The following is a 17,394-nucleotide window of genomic DNA, read 5'->3' on the forward strand; positions in this document are numbered from 1 at the left end:
GTTTCATTTTTCTCTGGTTGCGGGCATGGTCTGCCGCGATGAGCACAGATTCGTCCGATCTTTTTGGTGCGCTTTTCGAAGCCCCGCCCGTGAACCGCACGGTTCCGGTCCTGGTACCGATGCCGGCGCCAAAACCCTATTCCTACTCGGTGCCTGAAGGCATGGCGGTCGAGCCCGGCTCGGTCGTACAGGTGCCGCTCGGCCCCCGCCAGGTGATCGGCGTCGTCTGGGATGGTGGCGAGGATGGCGTCGATCCCAAGAAGCTCCGGCCCATCACCCATGTCTTCGATTGCCCGCCGCTCAACAAGGAAATGCGGGATTTTATCGACTGGGTCGCCGCCTATACGCTTTCTCCGCCGGGATTGGTTGCGCGCATGGCGCTGAGGGCGCCGAATGCCTTCGAGCCGGAGCCGATGGTGGAAGGATTGCGCTTTATCGGCGGTGAGCCCGAGCGGATGACGCCGGCGCGCGCCCGCGTGCTCGATACCGCCGCGGACGGGCTGTCCTGGACACGGACCGGCCTTGCGCATGCAGCGGGTGTTTCCACCAGCGTCGTCGACGGTCTGATCGCGCAGGGTATCTTCGAAACCATCTTCCTGCCGCCACCACCTGTCGTCGCCAAGCCCGATCCGGATTTCATCGGCTCCCGCCTCGAGGGTCCGCAGAAGGAAGCTGCCGAAGAAATTCTGGATGAGGTGCGCAAGGGCGAATTTACAGTCTCGCTCATCGACGGCGTGACCGGTTCCGGCAAGACTGAGGTGTATTTCGAAGCGATTGCCGAGACGCTGAGGCGCGGCAAACAGGTGCTGATCCTGCTGCCGGAGATCGCGCTCACGGCAAGCTTCCTGGAACGCTTTCAGAACCGGTTCGGCGCGAAACCTGCGGAGTGGCATTCCGATCTCGCGCCGCGCACGCGCGAAAAGGTCTGGCGGCAGGCGGTGACGGGTGAGGTGCGGGTCGTCGCAGGCGCGCGTTCGGCGCTGTTCCTGCCCTTCGAAGATCTCGGCCTCATCATTGTCGATGAAGAGCATGATCCTGCCTATAAGCAGGAAGACCGCGTCTATTACAATGCGCGGGACATGGCCGTCGTGCGAGCCCGGATCGGCGATTTTCCGGTGGTGCTCGTTTCAGCGACGCCTTCGGTCGAAAGTCAGGTCAACGGCCAGAGCGGACGCTACAGCACGATCCACCTGCCGACGCGTTTCGGCGATGCCGCGCTGCCCGATCTGCATCTGGTCGACATGCGGCGTCATGCGCCGGAACGCGGCGGTTTTCTCTCGCCGGTCCTGATCCGGGCGATCGGCAGGACGGTGGAGAAGGGCGAGCAGGCTCTGCTCTTCCTCAACCGCCGGGGTTACGCGCCGCTGACGCTCTGCCGTGTGTGCGGCCATCGTTTCCAGTGCCCGCAATGTTCAAGCTGGCTGGTGGAACATCGCTTTCGCCGGCAGCTGCAGTGCCATCAGTGCGGTCATAATGAGCCGACGCCGGAGGCATGCCCGGAATGCGGAACGCTCGATCATCTCGTGGCCTGCGGGCCGGGCGTGGAACGTATTGCCGAAGAGGTGGAACGGCATTTTCCTGACGCGCGCACCATCGTGCTCTCCTCCGACATCATGGGTGGAGTGAAACGGCTACGGCTGGAGCTTGATGCCATCGCCAAGGGCGAGGCGGATATCGTCATCGGTACGCAGCTTGTCGCCAAGGGGCACAATTTTCCGCTGATGACACTGGTTGGCATTGTCGACTCGGATCTTGGCCTCGCCAACGGCGATCCGCGTGCGGCGGAGCGGACGTTCCAGCTTCTCTCGCAGGTTACTGGCCGTGCCGGTCGAACGGGCCTGAAGAGCCATGGCCTGCTGCAGACCTATCAGCCGCAGCATCCCGTCATGCAGGCGATCGTCTCGGGCGATGCACGGGCCTTTTACGAGCGCGAAATAAGTGAACGGGAGCGTGCGATCCTTCCGCCTTTCGGTAGGCTCGCCTCCATCATCGTTTCTGCCGACACGCGACACGATGCGGAAAATCACGCGCGCGGCATTCGCAATGCCGCACCGCAGGTGTCGGGCATTTCCGTCCTGGGCCCGGCGGAAGCGCCGTTGGCGCTGGTACGCGGCCGTCATCGTTTCCGTCTGCTGGTGCATGGACGCCGAAACTCCGACATGCAGGCCTATCTGCGCGCGATGTTGTCGCAAGCGCCGAAGGAGCGGGGCTCGGTTCAGGTGCAACTCGATATCGACCCGCAGAGCTTCCTGTAGATCATCTCCGCCTTGGCTTTTCCGGATGTGGCCGGTCATGGCATAAACGCAGAATCAGCTGACGATTTGGGGTGAGGCATGGAATTCTACTTTCCGACGGAATTTGGCGAGCAGCTTGCCTTTGGCGCAGCGGCCTTCACCGCGCTTGCCGGCTTCGTCATCATGTTCGCGCCCGGTCTTGCCATGCAGGCCTTCGGTCTGGCGCCACGGGGCGAACGGCGTGAAGGTTTCAGCGAAGTGCGCTCCATGGGCGGCCTCTATCTCGGTCTCGGGGTTGCCGCGGTCATGCTGGCGCAGGACTGGACCTATCTGGCGCTCGGCGCATCCTTCGCAATGGCAGCGTTCGCGCGGATCATTTCCATCCTGTCAGATAGGGGAAGCACGCTCCTCAACTATATACTTCTGGTTGTGCAAGTGACCATCGCGGCATTGCCGTTGCTGCACGTATTCGGCTTCCTGCAGGGCTGATCCAAAGCAGAAATTAAAGCGTTTCGCTGACCGCTTTCGGGCGTCTGCGTAATTTTGCAGACAGAAAATCATGCGAAACACGTATTCGGACGTTACGCGTGTTGCGAGTCCGAACATCCTATGTTAGACGGACCCCGAATTTCGGAAGAAGCAAGAGGCTTCTCTTGCGATTTCTGGGGGAAATCAAAACGAATTCAAAGTCATAGGTTCGGCGCCCGCCGGACGTCCGATTTTGAATTGAAATCAGGGAAATTTGTGCCCGTGGCAGACACGTCCCAGCTTACTTCTGGTGTTGCAGAGCGCTATGCCTCGTCGCTATTCGAGCTGGCGCTCGAAGAAGGCGCAGTCGACAGCGTTACCGCCGATCTCGACCGTTTCCAGGCCATGCTGGACGAAAGCGACGACCTGAAGCGCTTTGTCCAGAGCCCGGTTTTCTCCGCAGAAGATCAGCTCAAGGGCATCGTTGCAATCAGCGAAAAGGCTGGTCTATCGGGCTTCTTTGCCAATTTCGTCAAGGTCGTGGCGCGTAACCGCCGCCTCTTTGCCCTGCCGGGCATGATCAAGGCCTTCCGTATCATTGCTGCCAATCAGCGCGGCGAAATTTCTGCCGAAGTGACTTCGGCCCATGCTCTCTCCGCAGAGCAGGAAAGTGAATTGAAGGCGGCGCTGAAGGGCGTCACCGGCAAAGACGTGGCAATTGCTGTCACGGTTGATCCGTCAATTCTTGGTGGTCTGATCGTCAAGGTCGGGTCCCGTCAGATTGATACGTCTCTTCGTACCAAACTCTCTACCCTTAAGCTTGCATTGAAAGAGGTCGGCTGATGGATATCCGCGCTGCGGAAATTTCCGCAATTCTTAAAGACCAGATCAAGAACTTCGGCAAAGAGGCAGAAGTCTCGGAAGTCGGCCAGGTTCTTTCCGTTGGTGACGGTATCGCTCGCGTTTACGGCCTGGACAACGTCCAGGCTGGTGAAATGGTCGAGTTCCCCGGCGGCATCCGCGGCATGGCGCTCAATCTTGAATCCGACAATGTCGGTGTCGTTATCTTCGGCTCCGACCGCGACATCAAGGAAGGCGACACCGTCAAGCGTACCGGCGCGATCGTTGACGTTCCGGTTGGTCCGGAACTGCTCGGCCGCGTTGTCGACGCTCTCGGCAACCCGATCGACGGCAAGGGCCCGATCAACGCGACCCGCCGTGCGCGCGTCGACGTCAAGGCTCCGGGCATCATTCCGCGCAAGTCGGTTCATGAGCCGATGTCGACCGGCCTCAAGGCCATCGACGCGCTCATCCCGGTTGGTCGCGGCCAGCGCGAGCTCGTCATCGGCGACCGCCAGACCGGCAAGACCGCCATCATCCTCGACACGTTCCTGAATCAGAAGCCGATCCATGACAACGGCCCGGATCAGGACAAGCTTTTCTGCGTATACGTTGCCGTTGGCCAGAAGCGCTCCACCGTTGCCCAGTTCGTCAAGGTTCTTGAGGAGCGTGGCGCGCTGAAGTATTCGATCGTCGTTGCCGCTACGGCTTCCGATCCTGCTCCGATGCAGTTCCTCGCTCCGTTTGCAGGCTGCGCCATGGGCGAATACTTCCGTGACAACGCCCAGCACGCGCTGATCGGCTATGACGACCTGTCCAAGCAGGCCGTTGCTTATCGTCAAATGTCGCTGCTGCTGCGCCGCCCGCCGGGCCGCGAAGCTTATCCGGGCGACGTTTTCTACCTGCACTCGCGCCTCCTTGAGCGCGCTGCAAAGATGAATGACGACAAGGGCGCTGGTTCGCTCACCGCTCTGCCGGTCATCGAAACTCAGGGCAACGACGTTTCGGCCTTCATTCCGACCAACGTGATTTCGATCACCGACGGCCAGATCTTCCTCGAAACCGACCTGTTCTACCAGGGTATCCGTCCGGCCGTTAACGTCGGTCTGTCGGTTTCCCGCGTCGGTTCTTCGGCCCAGATCAAGGCGATGAAGCAGGTTGCCGGCTCGATCAAGGGCGAACTCGCCCAGTATCGCGAGATGGCCGCCTTCGCACAGTTCGGCTCCGACCTTGACGCCGCTACGCAGCGCCTGCTGAACCGCGGCGCGCGCCTGACCGAACTCCTGAAGCAGCCGCAGTTCTCGCCGCTGAAGACGGAAGAGCAGGTGGCCGTGATCTTCGCGGGCGTCAATGGCTATCTCGACAAGCTGCCGGTCGCTCAGGTCGGCAAGTTCGAACAGGGCCTGTTGTCCTACCTGCGTTCGGAAGGCTCTGCTATCCTGGATGCGATCCGCACGGAAAAGGCTATCAGCGACGATACGAAGGGCAAGCTCGTTGCTGCTCTCGACAGCTTCGCCAAGTCTTTCCAGTAATCGGACCCTAGGTTAGGACGATAACGGATGCCTTCACTTAAGGATCTGAAAAACCGGATCGCCTCCGTCAAGGCGACGCAGAAGATCACCAAGGCGATGAAGATGGTCGCCGCGGCGAAGCTTCGGCGTGCGCAGGAGGCGGCCGAGGCCGCCCGGCCTTACTCGCAGCGTATGGGTGCGGTCCTGGCGAACATCGCCAAGGCCGTTACCGACGCGGACGGCGCGCCGGTCCTGATGACCGGCACAGGCAAGGACCAGGTGCACCTGCTCGTCGTCTGCACGGCCGAACGCGGCCTGTGCGGCGGTTTCAACTCTCAGATTGCCCGCTTTGCTCGCGATCACGTTCGCAAACTGGTTGCCGAAGGCAAGACGGTGAAGATCTTCACCGTCGGCAAAAAGGGCTATGACATCCTGCGTCGCGAATTCGCGTCGATGATCGTCGAGCGCAAGGAACTGCGCGAAGTCAAGAAGATCGGTTTCGAGAATGCCGATCAGATCGGCAAGCGCATCATCGAGATGTTCGAAGCCGGTGAATTCGACGTCTGCACGTTGTTCTACTCGGAATTCAAGTCGGTGATCAGCCAGATCCCGACGGCGCAGCAGCTCATCCCGGCGAAGGCTCCTGAAGCCGTTGCCGAAGATGCAGCCCATGCCAGCGCTGTCTATGAATACGAGCCGGATCCGGCGTCGATCCTCGACGATCTGATCCCGCGCAACATCTCCGTCCAGATCTTCCGCGCTCTCCTTGAGAACGTCGCGGGCGAGATGGGTGCCAAGATGAGCGCCATGGACAATGCGACGCGCAATGCTGGTGAGATGATCAATAAGCTGACGCTGAGCTACAACCGTCAGCGTCAGGCTCAGATCACCAAGGAACTGATTGAAATCATTTCGGGCGCGGAAGCGCTCTGAGTTAGGGAAAGAGGGTAAGAAAATGGCTGAGGCAGCTACCCGCTCTGTCGGCAAAGTCACCCAGGTTATCGGCGCCGTCGTCGACGTTGCTTTCGAAGGCGAACTGCCGGCGATTTTGAACGCGCTCGAAACCGACAACAACGGCAACCGTCTGGTTCTCGAAGTCGCTCAGCATCTGGGCGAAAACGAAGTCCGGACGATCGCCATGGACTCGTCCGAAGGTCTCGTTCGCGGTCAGCAGGTTACCGATACCGGCGCTCCGATCTCGGTTCCGGTTGGTGACGAAACGCTCGGCCGTATCATGAACGTCATCGGCGAGCCGGTCGACGAAGCTGGTCCGCTGAACACCGCTCACAAGCGCGCCATCCACCAGGACGCTCCGGCTTACGTCGAGCAGTCCACGGAAGCGCAGATCCTCGTCACCGGCATCAAGGTCGTAGACCTTCTCGCTCCCTACGCAAAGGGCGGCAAGATCGGTCTGTTCGGCGGTGCAGGCGTCGGCAAGACCGTTCTCATCATGGAACTGATCAACAACGTCGCCAAGGCGCACGGTGGTTACTCGGTCTTCGCAGGCGTGGGTGAACGTACCCGCGAAGGCAACGACCTTTACCACGAAATGATCGAATCTGGCGTCAACAAGCATGGCGGCGGCGAAGGCTCCAAGGCTGCGCTCGTTTATGGCCAGATGAACGAACCGCCGGGCGCCCGCGCTCGCGTCGCTCTGACGGGTCTGACGGTTGCTGAACATTTCCGCGACCAGGGCCAGGACGTTCTGTTCTTCGTGGACAACATCTTCCGCTTCACGCAGGCTGGCTCGGAAGTCTCGGCTCTGCTCGGCCGCATTCCTTCGGCCGTTGGTTATCAGCCGACGCTCGCAACCGACATGGGCCAGATGCAGGAACGCATCACCACGACGACGACAGGCTCGATCACCTCGGTTCAGGCCATTTACGTTCCCGCCGACGACTTGACCGACCCCGCACCGGCAACCTCGTTCGCCCACTTGGATGCAACGACGGTTCTGTCGCGCTCGATCGCTGAAAAGGGTATCTACCCGGCCGTCGATCCGCTCGACTCCACCTCGCGCATGCTCGACCCGATGGTCGTCGGCGAAGAGCACTATGAAGTTGCTCGTAAGGTTCAGTCGACGCTGCAGCGCTACAAGGCCCTGCAGGACATCATCGCGATCCTGGGCATGGACGAACTGTCCGAAGAAGACAAGCTGTCGGTTGCCCGCGCCCGCAAGATCGAGCGCTTCCTGTCGCAGCCGTTCTTCGTTGCCGAAGTCTTCACCGGTTCGCCGGGCAAGCTGGTTGCTCTCGAAGACACGATCAAGGGCTTCAAGGGCCTCGTCAACGGCGAGTACGATCACCTGCCGGAGGCTGCCTTCTACATGGTTGGCTCGATGGAAGAAGCTATCGAGAAGGCCAAGAAGCTCGCAGCCGCTTGATGAGCGACGCTCAGGACGAGGTATTCTGCTGCGACACCCTTAAAAGTGTCGTTGCAGAGCTTCCTGAGCCGGTTGCGCCGACCATCTACCGTGCCGACAACGGCGTGATGATGATGGTTGTCGGACTGGCCCAGACCGAGGAAGGCCTCGGTTATCTCGACCATGCGATACTGCACTGCCCGTTTTGCGGGACCAAATTGCAAGATGCAAAAGCCATAGCCGAGAAGGTAAGTCACTGATGGCTGACAATTTCAACTTTGAGCTCGTTTCGCCGGAGCGTTTGCTGCTGTCGCAGATGGTGACCGAGGTCGTCATTCCCGCGACTGAAGGCGAAATGACTGTTATGGCCAACCATGCCCCGACGATGACGACCGTCAAGCCGGGCATTGTAAGCGTTCGCTCCGCCTCCGGTTCGAAGCAGAACTATGTCGTATTCGGCGGCTTTGCCGATATTCTGCCGACCGGCTGCACGCTGCTTGCAGAATCGGCTGTTCCGGTCGAAGAACTCAACAAAGATGAACTGACCCGTCGCATCGAAGCTGCGAAGAAGGAACTCGAAGATGCCGAGCATCACGAGCACAAGTCGAAGCTCGAGCATTTCATCATGGAATTGACCCATCTGCGTGGCGTCGTCCAGCAGGATTGATCGGCACAGCCAGCAACAGGCAGAGTAAGCGGTCTTTCAAGGCCGCTTTTCTTTTTCCAAGCCCGCTGCAACGAGCTCAGCCATTCGCAATGCATCACCGGCAACCCGGAGAACCGTATGGAGGCGAGCCGAGACGCCCTGCAGACTTTCTTGATGCCGGGCAGGAAGTTCTCATCGCGGCGAGGGCTGTTGTTTCCACTCGGACCACGGAAAAGAAAACAGGCGGCTTCTGACCGCCTGTGCCGGAGAATTCCTTCGTAAGAGCGTCTTGGACTAGAAGCCTGTTCCCCCGCGCAGTTCGGACAGCAATGTGCGGAACAGGATCTTCAGATCCAGCCAGAGGCTGAAATTTCTGATGTAATAGATATCGCTAGCGATGCGGGCGCGGGCCTCCGTCGGGCGTTCTGTCGGGCCGCGCCAGCCGCGCGTCTGGGCGAGGCCGGTAATGCCCGGCCGCATCAGATGGCGGTAATGATAGTCGGGAACCAGTTCCTCGTAGAGCATGCCGGCTGCGCGCATGTTTATAGCGTGGCAGCGGGGGCCGATCAGCGCCATATCGCCTTTGATGACGTTGAGAAGCTGCGGCAGTTCATCGATGTTCGTCCTGCGCAGGAAGGCGCCGATCCGCGTTACGCGCCGATCGCCCTTGACCGTCTGTTCGACGCCGGTGGGATCGCAGAGATCGACCCGCATGGAGCGGAACTTGTAGACTGTGATTTTGCTACCCTTCAGACCCCAGCGAATCTGCCGGAAAAACACCGGCCCGCCGTCGTCGATCACGATAAAAAGAGCGATCGTCAGAAGAACGGGAAACAGGATGACCAGCGCGCTTGTTGCCCCCAAAATGTCGAAAGCCCTCTTCAAGCCAAACTGAAGCCTGCTCCGGCCACTCAACGAGGCAAAGCTTTCGGGCTGGCGAATATTGGAATTCGCTGCATCGAAAGCCTTCATCCTCACTGCTTTTGCAGAGAAAGCCATGTCTTGAAACTTGTTTGACGTAAACACATTCATTAAGCAACGTCCGTGGAAATACTCATATGATGTACCGCGCCGGCACAAATACATGGAATAGATTAATTTGTCACGAGCTTCCTTATTGTTTTCGTAACCATAATCGAGCCAAATTTGGGAGTATTTCGAATATGTCTCCGATATTTTGGACGAGTTGGGATTAACTATATTGAGTAATGACAGAATCCTTACGCGTTATGCGTGCGGCATGACGTATTACCTGTCGTTCGAGGGCGAAGTAACTAAGGCTTGCGAGAAGAAAAATGATCGCGGTCGCAAATGCGCAGCCGAGAAACCAGTCTCGCAGCGGATCGTCTTTGCCGATCCCGAATATGGCCGGAGCAATCGTCTGAATCGAGTTCAGGACGATGTCCTGCCAGATATAGATGCCGAATGAGACGGTTGCCGTGAAGCGTATGAAAGTATTGTCGAGCAGCACCGCGAGCCGCGCGGAGCGCGAGAGGGTCACAAGCGCGACAGCGATCAGAACCGCAAACAGCGGAAAGGCATAGGGGATCCCGAGCCATCCATAGGCTTCCCAAGGTCCACCTGTCGAAAGCGGAAGCTGTAAGCCGGCGGCGCCCAGGCAGGCGAATGCGATGATGTCGAACCAGATACGTGGCTTTCGCGGCAGCAGGATCTGAATGCCGGCTGCGAGTGAACCGAGCGCAAAAACGGCGAAAAAGCCGATAGGATTGTAGTTGGGCATCCACTCCTTCGCGCCGCCCTGCATGCCATATTGCCAGCCGCGGTCGATCTCATTGGGGGGAACAAGCGTGCGGAAGGTCTCGTGGGCAAGCAGCGTCACGGCAATGATGCCGAGCCAAGCAAGGCGCGTGCTGAGCGGAGAACGATGTTTTTCCGGGATAGCGAAAAGCCAGAGGAAACCGAGCGGCAGCAGCACATAGCTCGTTACTTCGAAAGATATGGACCAGAGCGGGCCGTTGCCTTCGACAGGAAAGAAAGTGCGCCAGTGCCACTGGTTCATGAAGAAGAGCCCGCTGATATAGCGCATAACGAGTTCCGGCGTCAGTGCATGCCCAAGCAGTGTGGCGCTGAGGATGAAGCCCGCCGTCAAAGCTACCCAATAACCGGGTACGATGCGGGCCGCGCGACGCAGCACATAGCTGCGCAGGTCAGGCATGGCGCAACCGGCATCGAGGGAACGCCAGAACGGCAGGGCCAGCAGGAAGCCGCTTAGGATGAAGAAGATGGCGACGCCGAAATTGCCGAAGCGCAGGGCGGTCAGCATCGGTTGCCATTCCTCGGTCTTGTTGAGGTCGACGCGCAGAATGAGATGATGGGTGAGGACAAACAGGCAGGCGGCTGCACGCAAGAAATCCGCTCCGGCCACCCGGTCCTGCTGTTGCATGTCACTCCCTCGCTCCTTGCCGGACTTTGCAGTGGAAAGCTGCTGCCGGCAAGGGCGGGGGGCGTCTCAGCCAAGCAGATTGTTGGTGTAATAGCTGGAAAAGTCGGGTTTTTCCTTCAGCGCCGCACCATTGGCATCAAGCAGGATGCCGTGGTCGAACAGGAAAGCGCCGATCGCTTCTGCCTTGGCCGGATCGATGATGCCGATCGCGCCATTTTCACCCTTGAGGAAATGACCTTCGACCAGCGCTCTTTGCGATGCCTTGACCAGTTCGGTATTCAGCAACGCGCCGTTGCTGCCGGCAATCAGGAGGTCACAGGCCTCGTCCGGATTGTCGACCGAATAGGCGTAACCCTTGAGCGTTGCCCGGATGAAGGCGCGGGCATTCTGCGGATTGGCCGAGAGATAGGCGTCGCTGGAAGCGATCGCTGTCGTCTGTTCGTCGGGAATGCCGTAATCGCTATAGCGCCAGCGGCCGACCTGCCGGTTTTCCAGCTGAGCGGCGATACCTTCCCAGGTGTAGATTTCCAGCGTGAAGTCCACGGCGCCGTTGTCGAGGGCCTCATAGGCCGAGGTGCCGAGCGTGACATTCTGGAAGTCGCCTTTGCCGCCGTCGTTGCGGATCATCGCGGAGACGAGCGCCTCCTCCCATGCGCCGCCGAAACCGCCATAGGTTTTGCCGTCCAGATCCTTGGGACTTTTGATATCGTTGCGGCCGCCCTTGAAGATCAGCCTGCCGGTTTCCGTCTGCACGACAGCATAGACGAGCTTCACATCAGCGCCGGCGGCGCGCTGGGTAAAGGCCTCGATCTCTCCGCAAATGCCGAAATCGGCAACGCCGTTCGCGACCAGTGTGCCAGCGCTGGTATCGGCATAGGGCAGGATCTCGACGTCGAGGCCTGCGGTCTCATAGAAGCCCTTGGCCTTGGCGACATAAATGCCGATGTGATTGGTGTTCGGCGTCCAGTCGAGTGCGATACGCAGCTTGGCGGCGGATTGGGCGAAGGCAGTGCGGCCGGCGAGGCTTGCGGCCATGGCGGCAAAAAGGGTCTGTCGACGGGTGAGAAGCATCATAACCTCCTCAGGTTCTTTGCGGATGCAGCAATGTTTGAAGAATTTCGGTTTCGATCGCCTGGGCGGCCGGGGAGCCGAGATCGGCAAGCGTGCGCGGCCTTTTCAGCGGCACTTCGAATTCCCTGATCACGGCCGCCGGGCGGGCGGAAAGCACATAGATACGGTCAGACAGGAAAACGGCTTCCCGTACATCATGGGTGATCAGCAGGGCCGTCCAGCGATGATCGGTCCACATGCCCTGCAGCCATTCCTGCATCTGGGTGCGGGTCAGCGCGTCGAGTGCCCCGAAGGGCTCGTCGAGCAGCAGCATATCCTGCCGCTGGATCACGGTGCGCAGGAGAGCTGCGCGCTGGCGCATGCCGCCTGAGAGGGTCGCGGGATAGTAATTCTCGAAACCGGCAAGGCCGAAGCGATCAAAGAGAGGGGCGGCAACGGCGCGCGCCTGGCTGCGGCGCATGCCGTGCACTTCGAGGCCAAGGATCGCATTGTCGATGACGCTTCGCCACGGCATCAGCGCATCGCGCTGGGGCATGAAGGCGAAGGCGTGCTGAGCTTGCAGGAGCGGCATGCCGTCAAAAAGAATGTCGCCTCCATCAGCCTGCAGCGCCTGCGTCAGCAGCCGCAGGATCGTTGACTTGCCGGAGCCGGAGGGGCCGACGATAGAGACAAATTCGCCTCTGGCGATATGAAGAGAAATGTCGTTCAGCACTTCCATGCCATCGAAGGACTTCGAGACATTCTTCAGCTCGAGCATCCCGTTCATCGGCGTTTCTCCGCAGGAGATTGCCATGGCATGACGAAACGCTGCACCGCCAGCGTGAGACCGAAGAGGCAGAGCGTCAGGAGGGCGCTGACGATGACGGCGGCAAGCACGAGGTCCGGCCGGAAATTGTTCTTGGCATTGAGGATATAGATCCCGAGGCCGCGTGCGGCGCCTGCATATTCGGCAAAGATGGCGCCGACCACGGCATAGGTGATCGAAATGCGCAGGCCGGCGAAGAAGAAAGGCATGGCGGAGGGCAGCCTCGCCAGGCAGAAGATGCGCCAGCGGCTTGCTTTCATGGAACTCAGAAGCTCGGCGATATCCCGGTCCGTCGCTTCATAACCCTGCAGCAGGGCGACCAGCAGCGGAAAGAAGGTGACCAGGGCGACAAGCAGGAGTTTCGGCAATAGTCCGAAACCGAACCAGAGTACGACCAGGGGCGCGATCGCCACCAGCGGCAGTGTCTGGCTGACGATGAAGAGCGGCAGCAGGGCGCGGCGCATGAAGGGCACGAAATCCATCAGCACCGACGAGGCGAAGGCGAAGACCAGCGACAAAGCGAAACCGCCGAGCGTCGCGCCAAGCGTCGGCCAGGTATTGTCGAGCAGCGCCTGCCTGTTCAGCCAGCCCTGTGTCAGGATGCGCGAAGGCGAGGGTAGGATGGAGGGCTTGATGCCGGAGAGATCGACATAGAGCTCCCAGACGGCCAGGAAGGCAAGCACGGCAAGAATGGCGGGCAAGGCCCGCCTCAGTGGCGCAAACGTCGAATCCGGTTTCGATAAGGTCATTGCCGTCAGGCGTCTCAGGCTTTGCTCGGGCTGTTTGCGGAGACCGTGATATCCAGCGTCACATGGCCATCAGGATCGCCAAAGCGATAGAAAGCTTCATGGATGGTCGCGAAGATCGCGCCGGCATCGCCGCGCAGCTTGGTGCAGAAATTCTTCGAGCGGTCGAATGTGCCCGAGCGCTTCAGAAAATCGATGCAGCCGTAGATCTCGTCCATATGGGTGCCGGTTCCCATAACATACAGAGAAAATTGGGCGGCCGTTGGCTGACTGGTTTCTGTCGTATCCCTGACTGCCGCAATCGCGGCTTCCACCCTCTCGGCGAGCGGCTCTGATCGGCTGGAAGACAAGCCAGGGCCGCAGAGCGCATCATCCGGTTCGCCGGGGCAGCCCCGCGAGATCGCGGCGGACAATACGCAATGCTCACCGCTTGCGGCAGCTGAGACGAAGAGGTCGCGCATGGCGGCAAACAGCACATCGGGCGGGCCGACCATCAGCGTGGAAATGTCGTCGGTTTCGATGCGAAGACGATCGCGATAGGGATCGAGAGCCTTGATCGCTTCAAGGATAATGCCGACGAAATTGCCGGACATCGGATATAGAGACACTTGTGCGCCGGAAAACATTTGGACCTCGCTCCGCTGGCATTACCCAGATCAGCTTTGAAGGGTCCGGAGGCATGCGCCTCACATCTCAGCCCCGGCAATTCGGAGCTCCCCCGTGAATTGTGGCGGAAGCTATCACCGGGCCTGCGATACCGCAACCGTAAAATTCCTATCCGGCTGCACGGTCGGTAAGGGTTCGGACGCACCAGGTGCTGGGAAGGAAACACCCGGACGGAGGTCCTGTCCGGGTGTCCAGCCGGTTCCGTACCTGCCAGAAACGGAATCGGATGTCGTTGTCTCAGGCGGCGACGCCGGCATAAGGCGTGTCGCTGCGGGCAGCGATCAGCGCCTCAGTCCACCATTGCAACTGGGCCATCATTCGCGAAAGCCGGCGCAACGAGTCCTCTGGATCCCACAGCCGGCCAGTACTGTCGAAACGGCGCCAGGGGGAATTGAAGCTGACGGCATCGCAGATCGTAACGGCGTGAAGCTCCGCAAAAAGGCGATCGGCTTGCCGTGCCAGGGCTCGGCAAAGAGATCGATAAGGAATTTCAGGGAAGCGGTGAAGCTGTGGTTATATTCCGGCGTGACGAGGACGAAGCCGTCGGCCTGATGGAGCCTGTCTGCAAGCCGTCTTGCCTCCGGATGATGCGGTACATGCTCTCGCGGCAGCGAAAATGTCAGCGGGTCGATGAGGTCGATCTCGAATTGCGGAAAGCGGGCGAGTTCTCTTTCGAGCCATTTCACCACCCTGTCGCAGGTGCGCCCTTCGCGCGTGCTGCCGTAGATGACGGCAAGCCTCATGGGTTTCTGCATGCATTGCTCCTTCTCATGTCGGCTTTACGGCCTCGGGAGCGCAGTCTATAAAACCTCAACTAATATTGAGGTCAATAGGCCATGCAGCTGAAACCGGCATTCTCCTTGAGCAGGCTCCTGACGGTGGGCGAGGTGGCGGAGCGCAGCGGACTTGCGGTTTCTGCGCTGCATTTCTACGAGGCGAAGGGGCTGATCTCCAGCATCCGCACCCGCGGCAACCAGCGCCGCTACGGCCGCGACGTGCTGCGGCGCCTCGGCATCATCAAGGTGGCGCAACGCGTCGGCATTCCGCTTGCCGAAATCCAGACCGCTTTCGAAACCCTGCCGCAGAGCCGGACGCCCACAGTCGAGGACTGGCAGAAACTGTCGGCGCTCTGGAAGGATGATCTCGATGCACGCATCAAGCAGCTCAGCCTGTTGCGCGACCATCTGACGGGCTGCATCGGCTGTGGTTGCCTCTCGATCGACGCCTGTCCGCTGCGTAATCCCTTCGACGTGCTCGGCAGGCAAGGCGCCGGCGCGCGGCTTCTCGACCCTGATGCTTAGACCTTCGGGCTTTCTTTTGACTAGTGGCCGCATATGTTAGGCCTGATAGCGCAAGCAGCGGGGTCGGCCCCGCAAGGAGGACAGCTTCGTGTTTCATCCCAAATTGTTCGAGAACCGCAATGTCGTCGTGACGGGTGCTGGCCGCGGTATCGGCCTCGAAGTTGCCCGACAGTTTCTGGATTGCGGTGCGCGCGTGCTTGTCCACACCGGGCGCGATGGGGAACGCGAACTCCCGGATTTTCTCCTGACTGCCGAATCGGAGCGCCGGGCGCTGCTGCTGCCGGCAGATTTCCTGCAGGCGGGCGGAGCTGCAAAGTTTGCAGGAGAGGCACTCGATTTCTTCGACAGGGTGCATGTGTTGATCAACAATGCCGGCACCATGCATGGACGTTTTCCCGCGGGTGAGCTGACCGATGCCGATTATGAGACCATCGTGCGCCTCAACCAGACATCGGTGGTAGAGCTGACGAGGGCCTTGCTTCCCGCGCTCCGGGCAGCGCACGGTGCTGCCATCGTCAACACGGTCTCCATTTCAGCGCTGACGGGAGGAAGCCCGGGTTCGGCGATCTATTCCGCATCAAAGGCGTTCGTCGCGACCTACTCGAAGGCGCTCGCTCGCGAGCTCGCGCCTGACAATATCAGGGTCAACTGCGTCTCACCCGGTACGATCGATACCGATTTCCATGCACGCTATTCATCCCGCGAAAAACTGGAACAGGCCCGCAAATCGATCCCGCTGCAGCGGCTTGGAACGTCGGAAGATTGTGCCCCCGCCTATCTCTTCCTGGCGGCTCCATCGCTCTCCGGTTACATCACAGGTCAAGTCCTGGAGATCAATGGCGGCCAGCTTATCTGCTGATTTAGTTGGACTTTTTTTGGTGTTTCACGACATTTGTCTAATTCGTTTCTGCGAATATGATAGTGTGCTGATCTATCCTATTACCTCCTTCCGAGAAGCAAATGCCATTGCCTAAACCGAAGCCGGGCATGACCGGCCAGGACTTGCAGAAGCTTGCTGACAAAGCCCGCGAGGCGAGTGATCTCCTGAAGGCGCTAGCGCATCAGACCCGGTTGCTTATCCTCTGTATCCTGTCGGAAGGGGAAAAGACGGTCGGCGAAATCGAGGATATCCTTGGTATACAGCAGGCTATGGTGTCCCAGCAGCTTGCGCGGCTGAGGCTCGAAGGTCTCGTCAGTACGCGGCGCGAAGGACGGCTCGTCTATTACAGCATGGGCAATGAAAGCGTCATGGCTTTCCTCGAATCGCTTTTCAGTCTCTTTCCGGTTGCCGAGGCGAGCTGAGCCTGCTGGCTCTTGCGAAGCGGTCGTCAAGCCGTAAAGATAGGCCTCATCCCGAATTCGGCGGGGAGGCCGGATGATCGACAAGCTGGAATTCTTCATCGCACTCGCCAACGAGAAACATTTCGGTCGTGCGGCAGAGGAATGCGGCGTTTCGCAACCAACGCTCTCGGCCGCCATTCGCCAGCTCGAAGATCAGCTGGGCGTCATGCTGGTGCAGCGCGGCTCCCGCTTTCAAGGATTGACGCCGGAAGGGCAGCGCGTGCTTGAATGGGCGCGACGCATCGTCGGCGATACGCGCACAATGCGCGAGGAAATGCGCGCCGCCCGCAAGGGTCTCTCCGGCCATCTGCGTCTGGCGTCCATTCCGACCGCGCTCGCCATGCTGTCGCGAATCACAACGCCCTTCCAGGAAAGGCATCCCGACGTCACCTTCTCCATCGTCTCGCGCAACTCGCTGCAGGTGCTGAGCATGCTCGAAAATCTCGAGATCGATGCCGGCATCACCTATCTGGAAAACGAGCCGCTCGGGCGCGTCACTTCGGTGCCGCTCTATGCGGAACGCTATAATCTCATCACCGCCGCCGGCAGTCCGCTCTCAGATCGCGAGAGTGTGACATGGCGTGAAGTGGGTGATCTTCGGCTTTGCCTATTGACTGCTGACATGCAGAACCGGCGTATCATCAACCGGCATTTGGCCGAAGCAGGCGCGACAGTCCATCCGACGCTCGAATCGAACTCGATGATCGTGCTTTTTTCGCACGTGCGGACCGGCCGCTGGGCGAGCATCATGCCGCATAATGTCGCGAAATCATTCGGTTTTCCTGTCGAGATCCGGATGATCCCGATCGTCGAGCCGGAGGCGCACCACCTCGTCGGCCTTGTCGCTCCCTATCGGGAACCTTTCACGCCGCTTGTTTCCGCCTTGTTGCATGAAGCAAGAACACTCGTGGAAGACGCGGAACTTTGATAGAAAGAAGCTATCAAGCAACGAGACTGCTTTATTGATTGCAGTCTGCTTCCCTGAGACAGTTCCGTTGA

At 59.7% G+C, this 17,394-nt stretch carries 18 protein-coding genes and 1 pseudogene; 12 read left to right on the plus strand and 7 right to left on the minus strand.

Features of this window, described 5'->3' with window-relative positions:
• The first annotated feature begins 38 nt into the window (after nucleotides 1–38).
• The 8 genes from JNB85_RS17935 to JNB85_RS17970 all read left to right on the plus strand — a co-directional run bounded on the left by JNB85_RS17935 (nucleotide 39) and on the right by JNB85_RS17970 (nucleotide 8,082).
• Nucleotides 39–2,255, plus strand: a complete 2,217-nt coding sequence (locus JNB85_RS17935) for a primosomal protein N' (protein WP_220335679.1) — start codon at nucleotides 39–41, stop codon at nucleotides 2,253–2,255.
• A gap of 78 nt (nucleotides 2,256–2,333) precedes the next feature.
• On the plus strand, nucleotides 2,334–2,723 hold the full coding sequence (locus JNB85_RS17940; protein ID WP_220335680.1) for an AGROH133_08824 family phage infection protein: 390 nt from the start codon (nucleotides 2,334–2,336) through the stop codon (nucleotides 2,721–2,723).
• A gap of 255 nt (nucleotides 2,724–2,978) precedes the next feature.
• Entirely contained in the window at nucleotides 2,979–3,545 is a 567-nt protein-coding gene (locus JNB85_RS17945; RefSeq protein WP_220335784.1) for a F0F1 ATP synthase subunit delta, read from the plus strand.
• On the plus strand, nucleotides 3,545–5,074 hold the full coding sequence (gene atpA / locus JNB85_RS17950; RefSeq protein WP_183749491.1) for a F0F1 ATP synthase subunit alpha: 1,530 nt from the start codon (nucleotides 3,545–3,547) through the stop codon (nucleotides 5,072–5,074). The genes JNB85_RS17945 and atpA overlap by 1 nt, the downstream gene beginning before the upstream one ends.
• A gap of 27 nt (nucleotides 5,075–5,101) precedes the next feature.
• Nucleotides 5,102–5,986, plus strand: coding sequence for a F0F1 ATP synthase subunit gamma (locus JNB85_RS17955; RefSeq protein ID WP_183749492.1), 885 nt, complete (start codon nucleotides 5,102–5,104; stop codon nucleotides 5,984–5,986).
• Nucleotides 5,987–6,008: 22 nt separating this feature from the next.
• Nucleotides 6,009–7,436: a F0F1 ATP synthase subunit beta gene (atpD, locus tag JNB85_RS17960; RefSeq protein ID WP_183749493.1), complete on the plus strand. Its 1,428-nt coding sequence runs from the start codon at nucleotides 6,009–6,011 to the stop codon at nucleotides 7,434–7,436.
• Nucleotides 7,436–7,675, plus strand: a complete 240-nt coding sequence (locus tag JNB85_RS17965; protein WP_220335681.1) for a hypothetical protein — start codon at nucleotides 7,436–7,438, stop codon at nucleotides 7,673–7,675. The genes atpD and JNB85_RS17965 overlap by 1 nt, the downstream gene beginning before the upstream one ends.
• Complete coding sequence (locus JNB85_RS17970) at nucleotides 7,675–8,082, plus strand: F0F1 ATP synthase subunit epsilon (protein WP_183749495.1); 408 nt, start codon at nucleotides 7,675–7,677, stop codon at nucleotides 8,080–8,082. The genes JNB85_RS17965 and JNB85_RS17970 overlap by 1 nt, the downstream gene beginning before the upstream one ends.
• Before the next feature lie 273 nt (nucleotides 8,083–8,355).
• Here JNB85_RS17970 and JNB85_RS17975 read toward each other — a convergent pair whose 3' ends face one another.
• From JNB85_RS17975 to JNB85_RS18005, 7 genes and pseudogenes are all read right to left on the minus strand, one after another.
• A complete protein-coding gene (locus JNB85_RS17975) occupies nucleotides 8,356–9,093 on the minus strand; it encodes a sugar transferase (protein ID WP_220335682.1) in 738 nt (245 codons plus the stop codon).
• 160 nt (nucleotides 9,094–9,253) lie between these two features.
• A complete protein-coding gene (locus JNB85_RS17980) occupies nucleotides 9,254–10,465 on the minus strand; it encodes an acyltransferase family protein (protein WP_220335683.1) in 1,212 nt (403 codons plus the stop codon).
• Nucleotides 10,466–10,531: 66 nt separating this feature from the next.
• The gene (locus tag JNB85_RS17985) at nucleotides 10,532–11,539 is read right to left on the minus strand and encodes an ABC transporter substrate-binding protein (RefSeq protein WP_220335684.1); all 1,008 of its coding nucleotides are present in this window, start codon (nucleotides 11,537–11,539) and stop codon (nucleotides 10,532–10,534) included.
• A 7-nt stretch (nucleotides 11,540–11,546) separates the two neighbouring features.
• Complete coding sequence (locus tag JNB85_RS17990) at nucleotides 11,547–12,302, minus strand: ABC transporter ATP-binding protein (RefSeq protein ID WP_220335685.1); 756 nt, start codon at nucleotides 12,300–12,302, stop codon at nucleotides 11,547–11,549.
• Complete coding sequence (locus tag JNB85_RS17995; protein WP_220335686.1) at nucleotides 12,299–13,090, minus strand: ABC transporter permease; 792 nt, start codon at nucleotides 13,088–13,090, stop codon at nucleotides 12,299–12,301. The genes JNB85_RS17990 and JNB85_RS17995 overlap by 4 nt, the downstream gene beginning before the upstream one ends.
• A 14-nt stretch (nucleotides 13,091–13,104) precedes the next feature.
• Nucleotides 13,105–13,713, minus strand: coding sequence for a Ykof family thiamine-binding protein (locus JNB85_RS18000; protein ID WP_220335687.1), 609 nt, complete (start codon nucleotides 13,711–13,713; stop codon nucleotides 13,105–13,107).
• A 277-nt stretch (nucleotides 13,714–13,990) separates the two neighbouring features.
• A pseudogene (locus JNB85_RS18005) lies at nucleotides 13,991–14,508 on the minus strand (NADPH-dependent FMN reductase).
• An 81-nt stretch (nucleotides 14,509–14,589) separates the two neighbouring features.
• Between JNB85_RS18005 and soxR the strand changes: the two are divergent.
• The 4 genes from soxR (at nucleotide 14,590) to JNB85_RS18025 (ending at nucleotide 17,323) form a co-directional block, all read left to right on the plus strand.
• A complete protein-coding gene (gene soxR / locus JNB85_RS18010; protein WP_220335688.1) occupies nucleotides 14,590–15,054 on the plus strand; it encodes a redox-sensitive transcriptional activator SoxR in 465 nt (154 codons plus the stop codon).
• A gap of 88 nt (nucleotides 15,055–15,142) precedes the next feature.
• Nucleotides 15,143–15,913, plus strand: coding sequence for an SDR family NAD(P)-dependent oxidoreductase (locus tag JNB85_RS18015; protein WP_220335689.1), 771 nt, complete (start codon nucleotides 15,143–15,145; stop codon nucleotides 15,911–15,913).
• A gap of 101 nt (nucleotides 15,914–16,014) precedes the next feature.
• On the plus strand, nucleotides 16,015–16,356 hold the full coding sequence (locus JNB85_RS18020; RefSeq protein WP_220335690.1) for an ArsR/SmtB family transcription factor: 342 nt from the start codon (nucleotides 16,015–16,017) through the stop codon (nucleotides 16,354–16,356).
• A 73-nt stretch (nucleotides 16,357–16,429) separates the two neighbouring features.
• The gene (locus JNB85_RS18025) at nucleotides 16,430–17,323 is read left to right on the plus strand and encodes a LysR family transcriptional regulator (RefSeq protein ID WP_192728942.1); all 894 of its coding nucleotides are present in this window, start codon (nucleotides 16,430–16,432) and stop codon (nucleotides 17,321–17,323) included.
• The last annotated feature ends 71 nt before the right edge of the window (nucleotides 17,324–17,394 follow it).

The sequence above is a fragment of the Rhizobium mesosinicum genome, assembly GCF_019511345.1.
Lineage (GTDB): Bacteria > Pseudomonadota > Alphaproteobacteria > Rhizobiales > Rhizobiaceae > Rhizobium > Rhizobium mesosinicum.